Genomic DNA, 16,054 nt, shown 5'->3' on the forward strand with positions numbered 1-16,054 from the left:
GCAGCGCCTGGGGCACCACAGAACCGACGGTTATTCATCGAGATTCATGAATGCGCTACATGGTTCTGCCGGCGCCGGCCCGCTGCTAGCCTGCTGCGGGTAGAGACTGCGAGGGCACAACCATGAACTCACCGCATGAATGGTCGGGGCTGAGCCGCCTGGACCTGAACCTGTTCCGGGTCTTCGAGGTGGTGTACCAGGAGCGCAACCTGACCCGCGCCGCCTCGGTGCTGCACCTGAGCCAGTCGGCCATCAGTCACGCCCTGGCGCGCCTGCGCGCCCAGCTGGACGACCCGCTGTTCGTCCGCGAAGGCTATGGCGTGGCCCCCACGCCGCTGGCCAAGCAACTGGCCCCGGGGATCCAGGATGCCCTCAGCGGTCTGCGCCGCAGCCTCAACCCGGCCCAGGCCTTCGACCCGTTGCGGGACCGCCGTCGTTTCACCCTGAACATGCCGGAGCAACTGGAGCCGGTGATCCTGCCCTTGATCCTGGCGCACCTGAACCGTGTTGCCCCGCACCTGGAAGTGCGCAGCACCAGCGTGCACTGGGCCGACCTGAAGCTGGAGATGATTGCCGGGCGCATTGACCTGGCCATCGAACTGTCGCGGCTCACCGACCCGCAACTGCAACAGCAACTGCTGCTGCAGGATTCCTTCTGCGTGATGGCCGGCCCCGGCTTCAGCGGCGAACTGACGGTGGAACGCTACCTGGCGGCCGAGCATGTGGCGGTAACCTCCAGGCGCCGGGGCATCTGCGTCGAAGACCTGGCCCTGGGGCACCTGGGGGTGGTACGGCGCATCCGCCAGCACTGCCAGCACTTTCTCACCGCCGCGCAACTGGTGGCCCAGGGCGATGGCCTGCTGACCCTGACCCGCAACAATGCGCAGTTGATCAACGCCGGGCTGGGCAACCGGATTCTCGACATGCCCCTGACCCTGCCCGAGGTCTGCCTCAACCTGTACTGGAGCAAGCAAGTGCAGAACGAGTCGGCCAACCGCTGGCTGCGCGGGCAGTTGCTGGAGCTGGCAGGGCGCAGTTGAACGGTTTGACGCCCGGCCCAAGCGCCGTTGTGCTGTAATTTGCGGCCACACACGCACAAGGAAACCTGTGGATGCACGAGTCCGCCCGGCATATCGTCGATCTGTACCAGCGTCATGCTCGCGCCTGGGACCAGCGTCGCAGGGCCAACCCCGAGGCCTTCGAGGGAGAGCAGGTATGGCTGGAGCGCTTTCGCCGGGTCATGGGGCAGGGTGGCCAGGTGCTGGACCTGGGGTGCGGAGGTGGCGAGCCGATGGCGCGCTACCTGATCGAACACCAATGCGCAGTCACCGGCGTCGACAGCTCTGCCACCTTGCTGGACCAGTGCCGCCAGCGCTTTGCCGGGCAGCAATGGATCCACGCTGACATGCGCAGCCTGGCCCTGGACCAGGATTTTGCCGGCATCCTCGCCTGGAACAGCCTGTTCCACCTCTGCCCGGACGATCAGCGCGCCATGTTCGCCGTTTTCGAACGCCACGCCGGCCCGGGCTGCGCCCTGATGTTCACCAGCGGCCCTGAGGCAGGAGAAGCCATCGGCGAATTCGAGGGCCAAGACCTGTACCACGCCAGCCTCTCCCCGGGGGAATACTGCACCTTGCTCGACACCCATGGTTTTGAGGTGGTGCAGCACATCAGCGAAGACCCGGACTGCTGCGGGTTCACCGTTTGGCTGGCGCGGGCGATTGACTGGGGATGAAAAAAAACCGGCCCAAGGGCCGGTTTTTCTTCAGGGTGCTGTCAGTGCTTCATCATGCTGTGGTCCGGCGCATTCAGCGCTCGGGCTTGGGCTTGGACCTCGATGATTTCCTTCTCGCCCTTGGCGTTTTCCACGGTCAGGGTCAGGGGCACTTTGTCGCCGGCCTTGATCTGGCCGGTGAGCTCCATGAGCATCACGTGATAGCCGTGGGTGTCCAGGCTGACCTTCTGCCCGGCCGGCAGGGCCACGGCGTCCACTTGCTGCATGCTCATCACGTCGTTGTGCATGCTCGACTGGTGGATCTGCACGTTCTTGGCCACTGGCGATTGCACCTCAACCAGCTTGCTGTCGCTGCTGGCGGTGAGGTCCATGAAGGCGCCGCTGGCGTGCTGGCCGGCTACGGTGGCGCGAACCCAGGCGTTCTCCACTTGGGTCGCGGCGCTGGCGGTGCCACCCAGGCCCAGCAGGGAAACCAGCAGCAGGGCAGCTTTGAGACGGGATGGGCGCTGTAGGGAATGCATTAACAAACCTCCATGACGGTGAGCAGGTCTTCCGCGCACTCTTGGGCGGTAAGGGACTGGGAAAGCCCCAGGCGCAAGGTGCCCCGGGAGTCGAAAACAAAACTGGTGGCGGTGTGGGACAGGGTGTAGGTCGAGCCGCTGGGGATCTTTTCGTAGAACACGCCGAATTCCTTGGCGGTGGCAGCGGTCTGCTCCAGGGTGCCGTACAGCGCCTCGAAGCTGGGGTCGAAGGACTTGACGTAGGCGTCCAGCACTTCTGGGGTGTCGCGCTCCGGGTCCAGGGTGATGAACACCACTTGCAGGCGATCGCCATCGCGGCCCATCAGCTTCTTGGCCTGGGCCGCGCGGGCCAGGGTGGTGGGGCACACGGCCGGGCATTGGGTGAAGCCGAAGAAAATCATCGGCATCAGACCGCGGTAGCTGGACAGCGACTTGGTTTCGCCCTGGGAATCGGTGAGTTTGAAGGTGCGGCCAAGAATCTGATTACTCAGGTCCTTGCCGTATTTGAAGGACAGTCGGGGACTGTTGTCGCAACCGGCAAGCAGGCCCAGGCCGAGCACTCCGGCGCTGGTGAGCAGGGTGCGGCGAGTCAGCAGAACACTCATGAAATAACGCCCTTTGAACAGCCAGACAGGCAAAAACCCGCGCATGGTAACAAACAGACGAAAGCGGCGGCGGGCTAATTAGACCAATGCCTGCGGCCATCGGTCGCAGGTCGGGAAGGGCCGGGGCGTGGCTGCTCAGCTTTCCAGGGCGGCCATCTGCACCAGGGCGCGCACCGCGCTGCGGGTGGCCTGGGTCAGGGGTTGGGGCAGGCGGTCGAGCTCGAACCAGGCCACATCGCTGTGCTTGTGAGGCTCGCAATTGCGCGCCGGCATCGTCGGGGCCGAGGCCAGGTACACCGGTGATACCCAGTGCTCCTGGCGCTGCGGGTCGATCTGGTCGACCACGCACAACAGGCTTACGCCTTGCAGGGTCAGCCCCAGTTCTTCGTGGATTTCCCGGCGCATGGCCTGTTCCACCGGTTCCAGCCAGTCGACCTTGCCTCCGGGCAGGCCCCAGCAACCGGCTTCCGGGTCGCGCAGACGTTTGACCAGCAGCAGCTGGCCGTCCCGGACAATCGCGACACCGCACCCCAGGCGTGGCTGTTGTTGCATGGCAGGTCCTCCTTGCAGTGTTTCGGCGGGGCAGATACCGGGCAATGCCCGGCAGGCCCGTTCACCGTTGCGACAATATCGGCAGCGGCGCTTTCGGCAGATTATTGCTTTGTTGTTTATTTGTAATGACAGTTGGAAGTCACTGCCCGGGGCGTGGCTCAGTGACGCCACACCGTGGCGCCGATCACCAGCAGCGCCAGCAGGATCAGCACCACCCCGGTGCCCCGTTCCAGCCAGGGCAGGGCCCGGGCAAAGCGCTCGCGCACCCGGCGGTTGCCGATGGCCAGGGCCACCAGCACGTCCCACAACAGCACGGCGCTGAACATCCACAAGCCATAGACCAGCTTCCAGCCGGCACTGGTCTGGGCCCCCACCAGGGACGCCAGGCTGACATAGAACAGGGCGTTCTTGGGGTTGAGGATGCCGGAGAGAAAGCCCATGCCCAGGCCACGCCACCAGGTAGCCCGGCCCAGCGGCCGGGCTTCGCCGTTGCCGTCCACCGCGGCCAGTGAACTGGCGCCGGCGTGGCGGATAAACAGCCAGCCCATATAAAGCAGGTAGCCGCACCCGGCCAACTGGATCGCTAGGAACAGCGGGCTACCTGCCCGAAACACCGAGACCCCGGCAAACGCCAGGACGATAAAGGCACCATTGGACAGGGCGATGCCCAGGCAGGCACCAGTGGCTGATCGCCACCCCGCGGCCATGGACATGCGTGCCACCAGGAAGAAATCCGGGCCGGGGGAGAGCAGGGCTAGAAAGTGCGCGGCGGCGACCAGCAGGAACTGTTGAATCATGGGTTGAGCCTTCCAGTGACTTGAAAGCCTGGAAGTCTGCAGCGTCGAGAAAGCCGGGGTATTGAAGAAAATTGCGCGGTCTCAGGCCTTGTACAGGCCCGGGGTTACGCCGACATGAGCCTTGAACACTCGCTGAAAATGCGCCTGATCGGCAAAGCCCAGGCGCTGGGCCAGGGCAGCCGACGCTTCCCCGGCCTGCAGCGAAGCGCGGGCCTGGATGATCCGCTGGTTCAGCTGGTAGGCATGGGGCGTCATCCCGGTGGCCGCGCGAAAGGCACGGATCAACTGGTAGCGGCTGATTCCCGCCAGTTCCGCCAAGTACTCCAGAGGCCCGGTCTGCTGCGGATCACGTTGGAGCAAATCCATGACCCGGCGCACGCCTGCGCTGGCCCGGGCCGGATCGGCCGCCAGGGCAATCACCGGTTGCTCCCGGGTGGCCAAGGCGCCGATGAACTCGATCAGCGCGGCCTCCTTGTCCTGCCAGCCGGCGCAGGAAAACAACAACTGGTTGAGCCGGCAAAAAGCCTGATAGAGGCCACTGTCGTGGCTCAGCACGACCTGGGGCAGGAGCGCCGGCCCATGCTGCTGCGCTTCTTCGCGCACAGCGTCCACCCAGCGCGGGTCCAAGTGCAGCATCTGGTAACTCCAGGCGCTGTCGGGCAGGGGATTGCAGGCATGGGCGCAATCGGCCGGGACAAACACCACGCTGCCAGCCTGGATCCGGGTCGGGCCCTGGGCGCCACCGCTGAACACACTGACGCCCCGGTCCACGGCACCGATGGACACCGTCGGATGGCTGTGGGCCTTGTAGTTGGCGCGGCTGTCACAGGCCCTGCGGCTTTCGACGTAGGGCAGGTTCGGGTCGCGCCAGAATTGGGCGGTGGAGGACATGCTGTGATTCCGAAGCAGGAGAACACCGCTGGGGCGGCAGGGGGGAACAGCCTAACAGGCCTCCTGTCAGTCAAGCCACAGCGGTGAAGGCCGCCCCGTAAGAGGCTCGGCTGAGGAGAGGAAAGGTTGGATGGTTGTGAACACGCCAATCGGTATGGCTCCACTTTCGGTACTTCCTATACTGGACTTCGAAAGGGCTTCATCGAAGGACATCCATAAACAGGAGCGTTTATGACATTCAGCGAAATAGCCTACGAGCAGTCCGGGCCCGTGGTGATCATCCGTTTCAATCGTCCCGAGCAGCGCAACTGCATCGGCCCCGTCACCCACCGCGAGCTGATCGAGGCCTGGACGCGCTTTCGCGAGGATGACAACGCCCTGGTGGCAATCATCACCGGTACCGGCGACCGAGCCTTCTGCGCCGGCGGCGATCTCAAGGCGGCCGCGCAACTGGTGCCCAGCAGCGCCGAGGAAATGGCAGCCCACGACCGTGGCGAACGCCCGGGCATCATCGGCCCCAGTCGCTGGACCGAGATCTACAAGCCGATCATTGCCGCGGTCAACGGCGTGGCCTATGCCGGTGGCCTGGAGTGGGCCTGTTTTGCCGATATCCGCATCGCTGAAGAACACGCCTCGTTCGGCGTTACCTGCCGGCGCTGGAACATCGGCCTGGCGGATGGCGGCACCCAGCGCCTGCCACGGATCATCGGCATGGGCCGGGCCATGGAACTGATTCTCACGGGCAAGGTGATCGACGCCCAGGAGGCCTACCGCATCGGCCTGGTCAACGAAATAGTACCCAGTGGGCGCTCCCTGAAACGGGCACTGGAGCTGGCCCATGTCCTGGCCGGCCTGCCGCAACCGGCAATGCGTTCGGACAAGGAAGCGGCCGTGCGCGGCTATGGCTTGCCATTGGCGGAGGGCTTGAAGATCGAAGCGCAATGCTTCAATCGCTCGATCCATCAACCGGAAACCCAGGAAGGGTTGCGCCGGTTCATCGAACGCGATCATCCGGATAGAACCAGCCAGCAGTCGCCCGGGACGCCGGGTATTGTCAGGAACTAACCCCCAGGACTTGGCGGCCTGCACCCAATGCGGCGCAGACGCCAGGGCTCAACCTGCTTTCTTGCAGATCATCTCTTTAGCCCCATGGCCCCAAGTGACAGCGGCCTTACCCTGGTGCTCCCAAAAGCTCTCGTTCTGCCCTAGGTAACGTGAGCCGCTGGCAGAGCTGGCCTCCAGCATCAGCGATTGCCGGCCTTTATATAAGGCAGTGAGGGAGGGCGGTTCGGTCTGGAAGAAGGTGACACTGATACGGCCATTGCTCGCGCAATCGAACATGACCGCAGCGGAGGAGGTGACCAGCCCATAACCCGTCTGCAGTTCGACGATGCGCCGACGATAGCTATCAGCCACGCAGGCTTGCTGATCATCGGTCTTCCAGCACTCGTCGCGGCCCTTGATCCAGCCACGCTGTTCGGCCTTGAGCACATTGCCGCGCTTGCCGGCATTCTTCAGGGCGTCGCGATAAATAGTGGCCAACTTGCGGTCCAGTGCCGCGAGACCAGGGTTCTGGCAGATCAGTGCGGTTATCGACCCGGTCATCTTCTCACTGCAGTTGAATGAAGGACCTTGTTCGGCCGTTGCCAGAGAAGTGGCCAGCAGGGCCGATAAAGCGACACTGCTCACCATTGTTCGAAGGGGAAAGATCATGAGTAACTCCTGACTATCCAATATAACTAAACTAAATATTCATTTAGTTTAGTTATACCTCATTGTTATTAAAATCAAGGTAAAGAGGGTGGTTTCACAGCTAATTTGAGCCCCGATCTAGGCGGTCTGCGTGCCGAAACCGGCTATGATCGACAGGCAAATCTCAAGGAAGCTGTTTATGCAAAACCGCCACTACCCGAAACACCCTCCATCTGTTGGGTCGATCATACTGACGTCGTATGGTGCCTTTGCTCATGAAAATGAGATCCCTAAATCTCGTGCTGCTGATGCTGTACGTATGGGCAAGGAGATTGCCGGTGGGTTTGATACCGATAGCGACCATTTGAAAGCTTTGATGCTGATTCTTTCTGACATCCCGGTCGATCCTTTACTCAAAGCCTCCGCTGCACAAAAGGGTTCAGTGTTGGGTCTTGCTGCGCTGGGTTACCTGTTGTCGCGTCATTCCCTAGGCGAAAAGGTTCGTCAGGCACTGAATCTTGGTGGTGGAGTTTTTTTGGCCAAGCTAACTGGAGAGCCAGAGGCTCCGTCTGTCGAGGTTGAGGTATTCAGCACATGGCAGGAATACCAGGATTATCTAGAACCCATTTTGAAGAGCGGTAATTTTGAAGCTCAAAAGGGTTCTTCATTTTCGTGACTGTTCTTAAGCCCAATCTAACCACCCTCGGCTCCCGCATCTACATACGAAGATTCGCATAATGTATATTATGTTAAATAGCATAAAGCCGGACAACGAGCCCCTCATGGGCTTCCTGCACACCGTTTACTTGGAAACCGTAACGCCGCCCACTGTGATTTTCTGCCAGTTCCCGCCTTAGCCCTCCATCTGTAGCTTGCAGATTGTACTTGCACCACCCAATGGTTTCTCATGATCGTCAAGGGCGTACATCAGCTATCAGGCCGCGTAAACCTACCGAATAAGCGCTGTCGCTCGGTTAGGCGCGTCCCACGTTGATCGAGCAGCCGCAAACCCGCGCCGGATTCCCGCGACCTAAATCCAGACGTACGCGTGCCACTGTAGGCCGCTCACCACGCGGCAGCACCGCATCCGCCGGCAAACACGTCGTTTCCGGTACGGCTACCACCATGCCCTGCCCTCCGCCATATAAGCCAAGATCGTTCCTTAGTGTGAGCGCCGGCTCGATTTACTTGATGGCATAGCAGCCCACGGCCACCACGTAACCGTTCACCCGCTGCAGGAAGGTGCGTTTGTATTCGTTCTGCCCGGTGATTGGGTTGCGCCACAGGTACGCAATCTCGGCTGTCTCATGGGTGCTCATCTGCTTGAGGATGTCTTCACCAATCGGCTTGCCGTCGGTTGAGCGCAATGATTTGAAATCGGTGCCGACCAGTCGGGGTGAAAACCCGTGAGCGACGAACCGCCGGGTTTTCAGGTCCACGACAAACGCGTACAGGTCATCCTGGGTGAGTCGTTTATCGTGTTGATTAATGAGGCCGAGGGTGGTTTTCGCATCGCTGGCAAGCTGTTCCGAAATCTGCCGTAGCAGCGCCTGCGCCTGTTCAGGGCTGGACCGCGGCATGTAGTAACCCACGGCAATCACCCTGTCTTTCACGCGCTGGTAGAACACGCGCTTGCGCTCGACCTTGGCGTGTTGCCAATTCCACCAGCGGTATTCGGCGCTATGCACGACGCCATCCTCTGGCTGCGAAATGGCTTGCTGGAATACCGCTTTGAGGTCGTCATCGAGGACGCTGACCACCGGCTTGCCGACCAGCGAAACCGAAGGTCCGCCGCTGGCGAGCATCACCCCGGTGGTATCGACCACGTAGATGTACAGCTCGCCATCGACATAGGCGCCCTGCCGACTGAACTCGGCCAGGGCGGCGTCGCCCTTGGCGTTGTACTCGGCGACCGCCTTCGTCAGTAACCCATTGGCGCGCTGGGTGTCAGTACTGTACGCATCCGCGGGCGTTGGCTGGGCCACGGTGACAAAGGAAACAAGGCACAGGCACAGAACGGCGAAAGCTCGATGAAGGCTCATTATTGTTATTCCTCTGGTGATCTTTCCAATGCTGCGATGGCAACGCGGATGGTCCGTGTCTCAGTCACTCGGGCGTAAGTCCACCGTCAGGTTGTCAATGAGCCGCGTGTTACCGATGCGCGCCGCCACCAGGATCACAAAATGGGCATCGGCATTGGTCACAGGATGCAGATCCTCGGCATTGCGGACCTCAAAATATTCCAGCTGAAAACCGGCGTTGCTTATATGGTGATGACACTCAATCAACTGACGCTCGACCACCCGTTTCTCGAGCCGGATAGACGCGGCCATCTTCTTCAGACAGGCGTAAAGGATCGGCGCAGCCGTACGCTCCCGGTCCCCCAGATAGCCATTGCGTGACGACAACGCCAACCCATCGGCGGCCCGGACCGTGGGGGCCGCGACGATATCGATCGCCATATTGAGATCCCTGACCATCGAGCGAATGACGGCCAGTTGCTGGTAGTCCTTCTCCCCGAAGACTGCCATGTCCGGCTGCACCATGTTCAGCAGCTTGAGGACGACCGTGGCCATGCCATCGAAGTGACCAGGGCGTACCGCACCGCAAAGCCCTTCGGATACGCCTGGCACGCTGACCAGAGTCTGGCTATGCAAACCGTTCGGATAGACCTGCTCGACCGTCGGTGCGAACAGCACATCACAGCCGGCGTCGACTAGCTTCTCGCGATCGGCATCCGGCGTTCGCGGATAGCTGGCCAGGTCTTCATTCACGCCGAACTGCAGCGGATTGACGAAGAGGCTCGCAACGACAAAATCAGCGTGCTGCCGTGCGCAATGAATCAAGGTGATGTGGCCGTCATGCAAGTTGCCCATGGTCGGCACCAGCGCGATTTTCTTTCCTTCACCCCGGGCACGGGCCACGAGCGCACGCAGCGCGCCAACCGTATCGACTGTCAGCACCGCATCACGCCTTTTTGGCCAATAGCGCGTCGATGGCCTCGATCAGCCGCGGGTCATCCGCCGCTATGTCAGGCGCGAAACGGGCGACGACCTTGCCGTGGCGATCGATCAGGAACTTTTCGAAATTCCACAACACATCTTTTTTGTTGTCCGACGCAATGCCATAACCCTTGAGACGCTCGCGGAACGGGCCTTCACCGGTGGTCTCGGGCTGCGCGGCGGTCAGCTCGGCGTAGAGCGGATGCTGATCTGCACCGACCACCGAGATTTTCGAGAACAGCGGAAAGTGCACGTCATAGTTCGTGGAGCAGAATTCGACGATCTCGGCATCGCTGCCCGGCTCCTGCTCCTTGAAATTGTTAGCGGGGAAACCCAGCACTTCCAGGCCTTGGGATTTTCTGCTCTGGTAAAGATTTTCCAGCCCTTCGTATTGCGGGGTCAGGCCGCATTTTGACGCGACGTTGACCACCAGTAGGACTTTGCCGCGATAGTCGCCAAGGCTGCTGATGTTGCCATCGATCTGCTTAAGCGAAATGTCGTAAAGGGAGTGACTCATCTGTTTGCCTCATGCAGGTGTGCTTCAAAGGGTACGGCCGATGATTTCTTTCATGATTTCCGAGGTGCCGCCGTAGATGCGAGCCACGCGGGCATCGACCCAAGCGCGGCTGATCTTGTATTCGCTCATGAAGCCGTAGCCGCCATGCAGTTGCAAGAATTCGTCGAGCAGCTTGCCTTGCATCTCCGAGCCCAGCAGTTTAGCCATCGCCGCGATTTCTGGCGTCAACTCGCCGCGCATCACTTTGGCCAGGCAGTCGTCGACAAAGACCCGCAGCATGGTGGCCTGTGCCTTGGCTTCCGCCAGTTTGAAACGGGTGTTCTGGAAGTCGAGCACCGGTTTGCCGAAGACTTTGCGCTCACGGGTGTAGCCGATGGTTTCTTCCAGCAGCGTGTCGATCGATTGGGCGGCACGAATCGCGATGATCAGGCGCTCCCAGGCCAGTTGATGAGTCAGGTACTTGAAGCCCATGCCCTCCTCGCCCAACCGGTTACCGACCGGCACCCGCACCTCATCAAAAAACAGTTCGGCGGTGTCCTGGCCTTTCAGGCCGATCTTCTCCAGCAGGCGCCCCTTGGCGAAGCCGGCGCGATCCTCTTCGACGCAGATCAGGGTCAGCTCCTTGGCCGCCGGGTCGATCTTGGTGGCGGTCACCACCAGGCCGGCATTTCCGCCGTTGGTGATGAAGGTCTTTTGACCATTGACGATGTAGTCATCGCCGTCACGCCGCGCCGATGTCCGCATGGAACGCAGGTCGCTGCCGATTCCCGGCTCGCTCATTGCGATCACACCAATCAATTCGCCACTGACCATGCGCGGCAGCCATTGCTGCTTCTGCGCTTGGCTGCCGTAGGCGACGATGTAAGGGGTAACGATTTCCGAGTGGGTGGTGAACCCTACGGCGGTGGCATTGGCCCGCGCCAGTTCTTCGATCATGACCGCAGAATGGCCGAAATCACCGCCTGGACCGCCATATTCCTCCGGCACCGTGGAGCACAACAAACCGTTCTCACCGGCCTTGAGCCAGACCTCCTTGGGCACGATGCCGTTTTTTTCCCACTCATGCAGATAGGGCACGATTTCGCGGTCAACGAAACGGCGGGCCTGATCACGGAACATGTTGTGGTCTTCTCGAAATACGCCACGCATTGGGGTTACTCCAGATCGATTCTTGTTATAGGCGATGAGTCATCAGCGATCCTGGTAATCGGGATCGCGCTTGTCGACAAACGCCGCCACCGCTTCTTGATGGTCTTCGGTGTGATGCGCCAGCGCCTGATAAGCCGCCGACAGTTCCAGCAGCGAATCGAGGCGCATATGTTGGCCTTCGCGCAGCAGGCGTTTGCACAGGCGCAAGGCGTGACCCGGATTGCTGGCGATCCGCCGTGCCAATGCCTGCGCTTGCGACTGCAAGGTTTCGTGGGTGCACACTTGCTCCACCAGCCCCCATTCCAGCGCTTTGGTCGCATCGATCGCGTCACCGGTAAACGCCATCAGGCTGGCTTTCGGGATGCCGATGATTCGCGGCAACAGCCAGGCACCGCCGTCACCCGGAACAATGCCCAGGCGCACGAAACTCTCGGCGAAGATGGCCTTGGGCGCTGCCAGCCGGATATCGCACATGCACGCCAGATCGAGCCCCGCGCCAATCGCCGGGCCGTTGACCGCGGCGATCACCGGGATGTCCAGCTCGTAAATCGCCAGGGGAATACGCTGGATGCCGTCACGGTAGGTGTTGCGCAGCTCGTAGGGCGAGCCGGCGAAGATGCCGCCGCGCTCGTGCATGTCCTTGACGTTGCCGCCGGCACAGAACGCGCTGCCATTGCCGGTGAGCACCATGACCCGCGCCGACTTGTCGCGGCGTAGTTCGGCACACAGATCGACGAATTCCTGAATCTGCTCTGGCGTGGTCAGGGCATTGCGAGTATCGGGGTGGTTCATTCGCACGGTGACGATGCCGCCCTCGCGCTCAATCTGAAGAAACGGGCTCATACCGGATTGCTCACAGGACGGGTCAAGGGTTGTTGGCCATGCTGGGTCAGCAACGGCCAGTAGCCTTCGCTGCCGCCCTGGCAGATCTGCGCACCGAGGCGCTGGCTCCAGAGGCTGGCGGAACCGAATTCGCTGCGCCACGCCCACAAGCGGCGGCTGAGCAGATGCAGCGGGTATTCCTCGGTGAAGCCGATGGCGCCATGCACCGAGTGGGCAATGCCGGCACCCACGCTGGCGGCTTCGCCGGTGCTGATTTTTGCCGCGGCGATGGTCAGCGCAGCGAGGCCGGAACCGGATTCGGCGAAGGCGGCCTCGGCAGCTATGCCGGCCGCGGCGGCCTGTTCAGCGAACACCGCCAGTTGCTGTTGAATGGCCTGGAACGAGCCGATGGCCTTGCCGAACTGTTTGCGTTCACCGGCATAGCTGGCCGTCATGTCCAGCAGCGCATGCAGCGCTCCGGCGGTTTGCGCCGAACGCAGCATCGCCCCGCCCAGTTCCAGGGCATGGACGTCGAGCCCGCTGGGCAGCGGCGCGTGCGCCAGTACCTGGGCACTGGTGAAACCCAGGTCATCGCGGGGTTCGCCCGCCACACTCAGGCTCAGGGTGAGTTCGCTGGCGGCGTTGCGCTGCAGTAACACCACACTCGCACCACCGCTGGCGTCGCGCGCGATGGCAACCACCGCCTCGACATTACGCCCCCAGGGCACGGCAAAAGCGGTGCCATACACGTGCTCTTCTTCGAGCACCAGGTCGGAATGGGCAGCGATGCTCAGACTCCCCGCGCGCCCCTCCAGGCCGGCCTGGCTGAGCAACCAGTTGCCCAGCAGCGCCTCACCCAGGGGGGCCGGGACGGAAAAGCGCCCGGCGGCACGCACCAGCACATACATATCGGCCCAGCTCGCTTCAGCACCGCCCAGCGCTTCGGAAACGCCCGCCAGGGTGAAGCCGGATTCGTCGATCGCCGCCCATAACTCGGCCGGCCACTCGCCGCCTTCGCAGCCCATCACATAGGCCGGCGTCGCCAGATCGGTAAACAGGCGTTCAATCGTTGTTTCGAATATCTCGCGCATTATCGCAACCCCAGGCCGCGGGCAATGATGCCGCGCAGAATTTCGCGGGTGCCCCCGCGCAGTGAGAACGAAGGCGCCATTTGCGTCAGGTAGGCCAGCACGCGAGCATGTTCGCTGCCGCCCTCCTGCCGTGGCTCGGTTTCCAGCAACAGTTGGGCAACTTCGGGAAGTTCCTGCTCGAAGGCATTGCCGAGGTCTTTCACGCAGGACGCCGCCCAGGCCGGGTGCTCACCCGCCGCCAACTGTGCGGTGACCGACAACGACATATTGCGCAACGTCAGCAGCTTGGCCGACAGCCGCCCGATCTCCCGGGCCTGCAACGCATTGGGTGCCTCGCCCACCGCGTCGATCAGGGTTTTCAGCAACGCCATGCAGCTGAGGAACCGTTCAGGGCCGCTGCGTTCAAACGCCAGCTCGGCGGTCACCTGATCCCAGCCCTTGCCTTCCGTGCCGATCAAGGCGTCGGCGGGCAACCGCACATTGTCAAAAAACACCTCGTTGAAATGCTCGCCACCCGCCAGGTCGCGAATAGGTCGTATGGTGATACCGGGCAGGCTCAGGTCGACGATGAACTGCGACATTCCCTCATGCCGCGCCGCCTGTTTTTCACCGGTCCGCACCAGCGCAATCATGTACTGCGAATAGTGCGCGTTGGTGGTCCAGACCTTCTGGCCGTTCACCACCCAGCTGTCGCCCTCACGTACCGCCGTGCTTTTGATCGACGCCAGGTCCGAGCCGGAATTCGGTTCGCTCATGCCGATGCAAAAGTAACTTTCACCGCGACAGATGGCCGGCAGGTAATGCTGCTTTTGTTGTTCGGTGCCAAAGCGATTGATCAGCGGACCGCTTTGCCGGTCGGCGATCCAATGGGCCGACACCGGTGCACCGGCCGCCAGCAATTCTTCGATGATCACGTAGCGAGCAAAAGGTCCCGCCTCCGCGCCGCCATAGGCTTTGGGCAAGGCCATGCCGACCCAGCCCCGGGCACCCAGTTTTTTGCTGAATTTGGCGTCGAACCCCATCCAGGACTGGGCACACAACGTGGGCGGATAGTCGGCCAACGTCTCGCTTATGAATGCCCGCACGTCCGCGCGAAGCGCCTCCGCCTCGGGGGGGATATTGCTGTAGGTAAACTGACTGATGGCCATATGCGCTCTCTAACGCTGAACACAGGCGCAATCGCTTCGAACGAAGCGACCACAGAAACGGCAACCGTTCCACAGTCGCCGTTGGCCGGCGACTGCAGGAACAACGGCAACTTACAACGCGGTTTGCGCGTCAGCCTGGGCGAACATCGCATTGATGTCGCCGGAGGTCACCGGCTTGTTGTCGTGGCGACCATGGTCGGCACCGCCCAAGCCCAGGGCAGGCTCGATGCTGACGTGCTTGGCCTGGGCCCGCAGCGCACCGACCGTACAGTTCTCCCGGCCGTGGATAGAGAACGGATCGAAGGAGAACTCACGCATTGCGTTCAAGTGAGTGACCTTGTCGATCATCTCTTTAGGCAAATGCTGCAACCCTTCCCAAGCGGTTTCTGGCGAGTGCGGCCAGGTGCAGTCGGAGTGCGGGTAATCGCTTTCCCAGGTAACCATCTCGGCGTTCAGGGAGTCGAGGTTCTTCAGGCCGAAGTTGTCTTCGATGAAGCAGGTGATGAAGTGTTTGTTGAAGATGTCGCTCGGCATCTTTCCGTCGAAGTTGGAGTTGGTCCATGCGTTGTGGTGCCGGTGGGTGAAGTCAGCGCGCTCCAGCAGGTATGGAATCCAGCCGATACCGCCCTCGGAAAGGGCCATACGCAAATCCGGGAATTTCTTCCACATTGGCGCCCAGATCCAGTCGGCGGCGGAGTTGGCGATGGAGATCGGCATGGAGGTAATCCAGGCGTCAATCGGCGACATGTCCGACGCGTGGTTGGCTTTGACGCCGGTACCGATGTGGCAGCAAATCACCACCTTATTATCGCTGCAGGCCTTCCACAGTGGATCCCAGTAATCGCTATGGATCGACGGGTAGCCGTGAATGGCCGGGTTATCCGACAGCGACAGCGCGTGCACGCCCTGTTTGGCCAGGCGCTCGACCTCGGCAGCAGCGGCTTTCATGTCCCACCACGGCACGATCATCAACGGAATGAAGCGGCCCGGTGCCGCGTTGCACCAGTCGTGCAAATGCCAGTCGTTGTAGGCCTGGATGGCCGCCATCGACACGTCGCGATCAGCATGGACCTGGAAACGTTGCCCGGCAAAGCCCGGGAAGGTTGGGAAGCACAATGAACCGAGCACGCCATTGGCGTTCATGTCGTCGACGCGGTCCTTGATGTTCCAGGTGCCACGGCGCATTTGCTCGTAGCCCAGCGGCTCCATGCCGTATTCCTCTTTTGGCCGACCGACCACCGAGTTCAGGCCCATGTAACCCGTGGCCTGTTCCTCGAATACCCACACATCGCGGTCGCCTTTCTTCACCACATGAGGCTCACGTCCCTTGAAACGCGCAGGCATGTGACGTGCGAAAGCATTCGGCGGCTCGATCGCGTGGTCATCGACACTGACGAGAATCAGATCTTCAACTTTCATTGTTTTCCCCTTCGCATTCGGGCTTGTTGTTGTGCCTGAATCATAGTGCACATCTTTATTTAATTAAACACATTTTTTGAATGTGTTCATATTTATTCTAGTGCAGATGTGCT

At 61.4% G+C, this 16,054-nt stretch carries 18 protein-coding genes and 1 pseudogene; 4 read left to right on the forward strand and 15 right to left on the reverse strand.

The annotated features are described in order from the left end of the window. Positions 1–122: 122 nt before the first annotated feature. Positions 123–1,040, forward strand: a complete 918-nt coding sequence (locus KCG88_RS05170; protein ID WP_011061315.1) for a LysR family transcriptional regulator — start codon at positions 123–125, stop codon at positions 1,038–1,040. A gap of 71 nt (positions 1,041–1,111) precedes the next feature. Further along, the gene (locus KCG88_RS05175) at positions 1,112–1,735 is read left to right on the forward strand and encodes a class I SAM-dependent methyltransferase (RefSeq protein ID WP_047336850.1); all 624 of its coding nucleotides are present in this window, start codon (positions 1,112–1,114) and stop codon (positions 1,733–1,735) included. 41 nt (positions 1,736–1,776) lie between these two features. Here the strand turns inward: KCG88_RS05175 and KCG88_RS05180 are convergent, their stop codons facing one another. The 5 genes from KCG88_RS05180 to KCG88_RS05200 form a co-directional block, all read right to left on the reverse strand. Then, positions 1,777–2,256, reverse strand: coding sequence for a copper chaperone PCu(A)C (locus tag KCG88_RS05180; RefSeq protein ID WP_047286543.1), 480 nt, complete (start codon positions 2,254–2,256; stop codon positions 1,777–1,779). Next, on the reverse strand, positions 2,256–2,861 hold the full coding sequence (locus KCG88_RS05185; protein ID WP_011061312.1) for an SCO family protein: 606 nt from the start codon (positions 2,859–2,861) through the stop codon (positions 2,256–2,258). Before KCG88_RS05185 ends, KCG88_RS05180 begins: the two co-directional genes overlap by 1 nt. 135 nt (positions 2,862–2,996) lie before the next feature. Next, positions 2,997–3,413, reverse strand: a complete 417-nt coding sequence (locus tag KCG88_RS05190) for an NUDIX domain-containing protein (protein WP_210711894.1) — start codon at positions 3,411–3,413, stop codon at positions 2,997–2,999. Positions 3,414–3,571: 158 nt separating this feature from the next. Further along, positions 3,572–4,207 (reverse strand): LysE family translocator, encoded by a 636-nt coding sequence (locus tag KCG88_RS05195; RefSeq protein ID WP_210712134.1) that lies wholly within the window; start codon positions 4,205–4,207, stop codon positions 3,572–3,574. An 84-nt stretch (positions 4,208–4,291) separates the two neighbouring features. Continuing rightward, positions 4,292–5,101: an AraC family transcriptional regulator gene (locus KCG88_RS05200; RefSeq protein ID WP_210711895.1), complete on the reverse strand. Its 810-nt coding sequence runs from the start codon at positions 5,099–5,101 to the stop codon at positions 4,292–4,294. 231 nt (positions 5,102–5,332) lie between these two features. On the opposite strand from KCG88_RS05200, the gene KCG88_RS05205 reads away from it, so the two are divergent. Then, positions 5,333–6,166 (forward strand): enoyl-CoA hydratase-related protein, encoded by an 834-nt coding sequence (locus tag KCG88_RS05205; protein WP_047286538.1) that lies wholly within the window; start codon positions 5,333–5,335, stop codon positions 6,164–6,166. Between the two features lie 48 nt (positions 6,167–6,214). On the opposite strand, the gene KCG88_RS05210 is transcribed toward KCG88_RS05205, so the two are convergent. Beyond that, positions 6,215–6,814 (reverse strand): MliC family protein, encoded by a 600-nt coding sequence (locus KCG88_RS05210; protein ID WP_210711896.1) that lies wholly within the window; start codon positions 6,812–6,814, stop codon positions 6,215–6,217. A gap of 178 nt (positions 6,815–6,992) precedes the next feature. Between KCG88_RS05210 and KCG88_RS05215 the strand changes: the two genes are divergently transcribed. Further along, entirely contained in the window at positions 6,993–7,469 is a 477-nt protein-coding gene (locus KCG88_RS05215; protein ID WP_210711897.1) for a hypothetical protein, read from the forward strand. A 314-nt stretch (positions 7,470–7,783) separates the two neighbouring features. On the opposite strand, the pseudogene KCG88_RS30875 reads toward KCG88_RS05215, so the two are convergent. From KCG88_RS30875 to KCG88_RS05255, 9 genes and pseudogenes are all read right to left on the reverse strand, one after another. Next, positions 7,784–7,920, reverse strand: a pseudogene (locus tag KCG88_RS30875) (DNA-binding protein); the annotation flags it as partial. 57 nt (positions 7,921–7,977) lie between these two features. Beyond that, positions 7,978–8,835, reverse strand: a complete 858-nt coding sequence (locus tag KCG88_RS05220) for a cache domain-containing protein (RefSeq protein WP_052959511.1) — start codon at positions 8,833–8,835, stop codon at positions 7,978–7,980. 60 nt (positions 8,836–8,895) lie between these two features. After that, the gene (panC, locus tag KCG88_RS05225; protein ID WP_047336845.1) at positions 8,896–9,756 is read right to left on the reverse strand and encodes a pantoate--beta-alanine ligase; all 861 of its coding nucleotides are present in this window, start codon (positions 9,754–9,756) and stop codon (positions 8,896–8,898) included. 4 nt (positions 9,757–9,760) lie between these two features. After that, complete coding sequence (locus KCG88_RS05230; protein WP_047336844.1) at positions 9,761–10,312, reverse strand: glutathione peroxidase; 552 nt, start codon at positions 10,310–10,312, stop codon at positions 9,761–9,763. A gap of 24 nt (positions 10,313–10,336) precedes the next feature. After that, complete coding sequence (locus KCG88_RS05235) at positions 10,337–11,461, reverse strand: acyl-CoA dehydrogenase family protein (RefSeq protein ID WP_047336843.1); 1,125 nt, start codon at positions 11,459–11,461, stop codon at positions 10,337–10,339. 42 nt (positions 11,462–11,503) lie between these two features. Then, positions 11,504–12,304: a crotonase/enoyl-CoA hydratase family protein gene (locus KCG88_RS05240; RefSeq protein ID WP_047336842.1), complete on the reverse strand. Its 801-nt coding sequence runs from the start codon at positions 12,302–12,304 to the stop codon at positions 11,504–11,506. Further along, the gene (locus KCG88_RS05245) at positions 12,301–13,374 is read right to left on the reverse strand and encodes an acyl-CoA dehydrogenase family protein (protein WP_210711898.1); all 1,074 of its coding nucleotides are present in this window, start codon (positions 13,372–13,374) and stop codon (positions 12,301–12,303) included. Before KCG88_RS05245 ends, KCG88_RS05240 begins: the two co-directional genes overlap by 4 nt. Beyond that, entirely contained in the window at positions 13,374–14,522 is a 1,149-nt protein-coding gene (locus KCG88_RS05250; protein WP_047336840.1) for an acyl-CoA dehydrogenase family protein, read from the reverse strand. Before KCG88_RS05250 ends, KCG88_RS05245 begins: the two co-directional genes overlap by 1 nt. 111 nt (positions 14,523–14,633) lie before the next feature. Further along, positions 14,634–15,941 (reverse strand): amidohydrolase family protein, encoded by a 1,308-nt coding sequence (locus KCG88_RS05255; protein WP_047336839.1) that lies wholly within the window; start codon positions 15,939–15,941, stop codon positions 14,634–14,636. Positions 15,942–16,054: the final 113 nt, after the last annotated feature.

The organism is Pseudomonas sp. MWU349, from assembly GCF_017947325.1.
GTDB lineage: Bacteria > Pseudomonadota > Gammaproteobacteria > Pseudomonadales > Pseudomonadaceae > Aquipseudomonas > Aquipseudomonas protegens.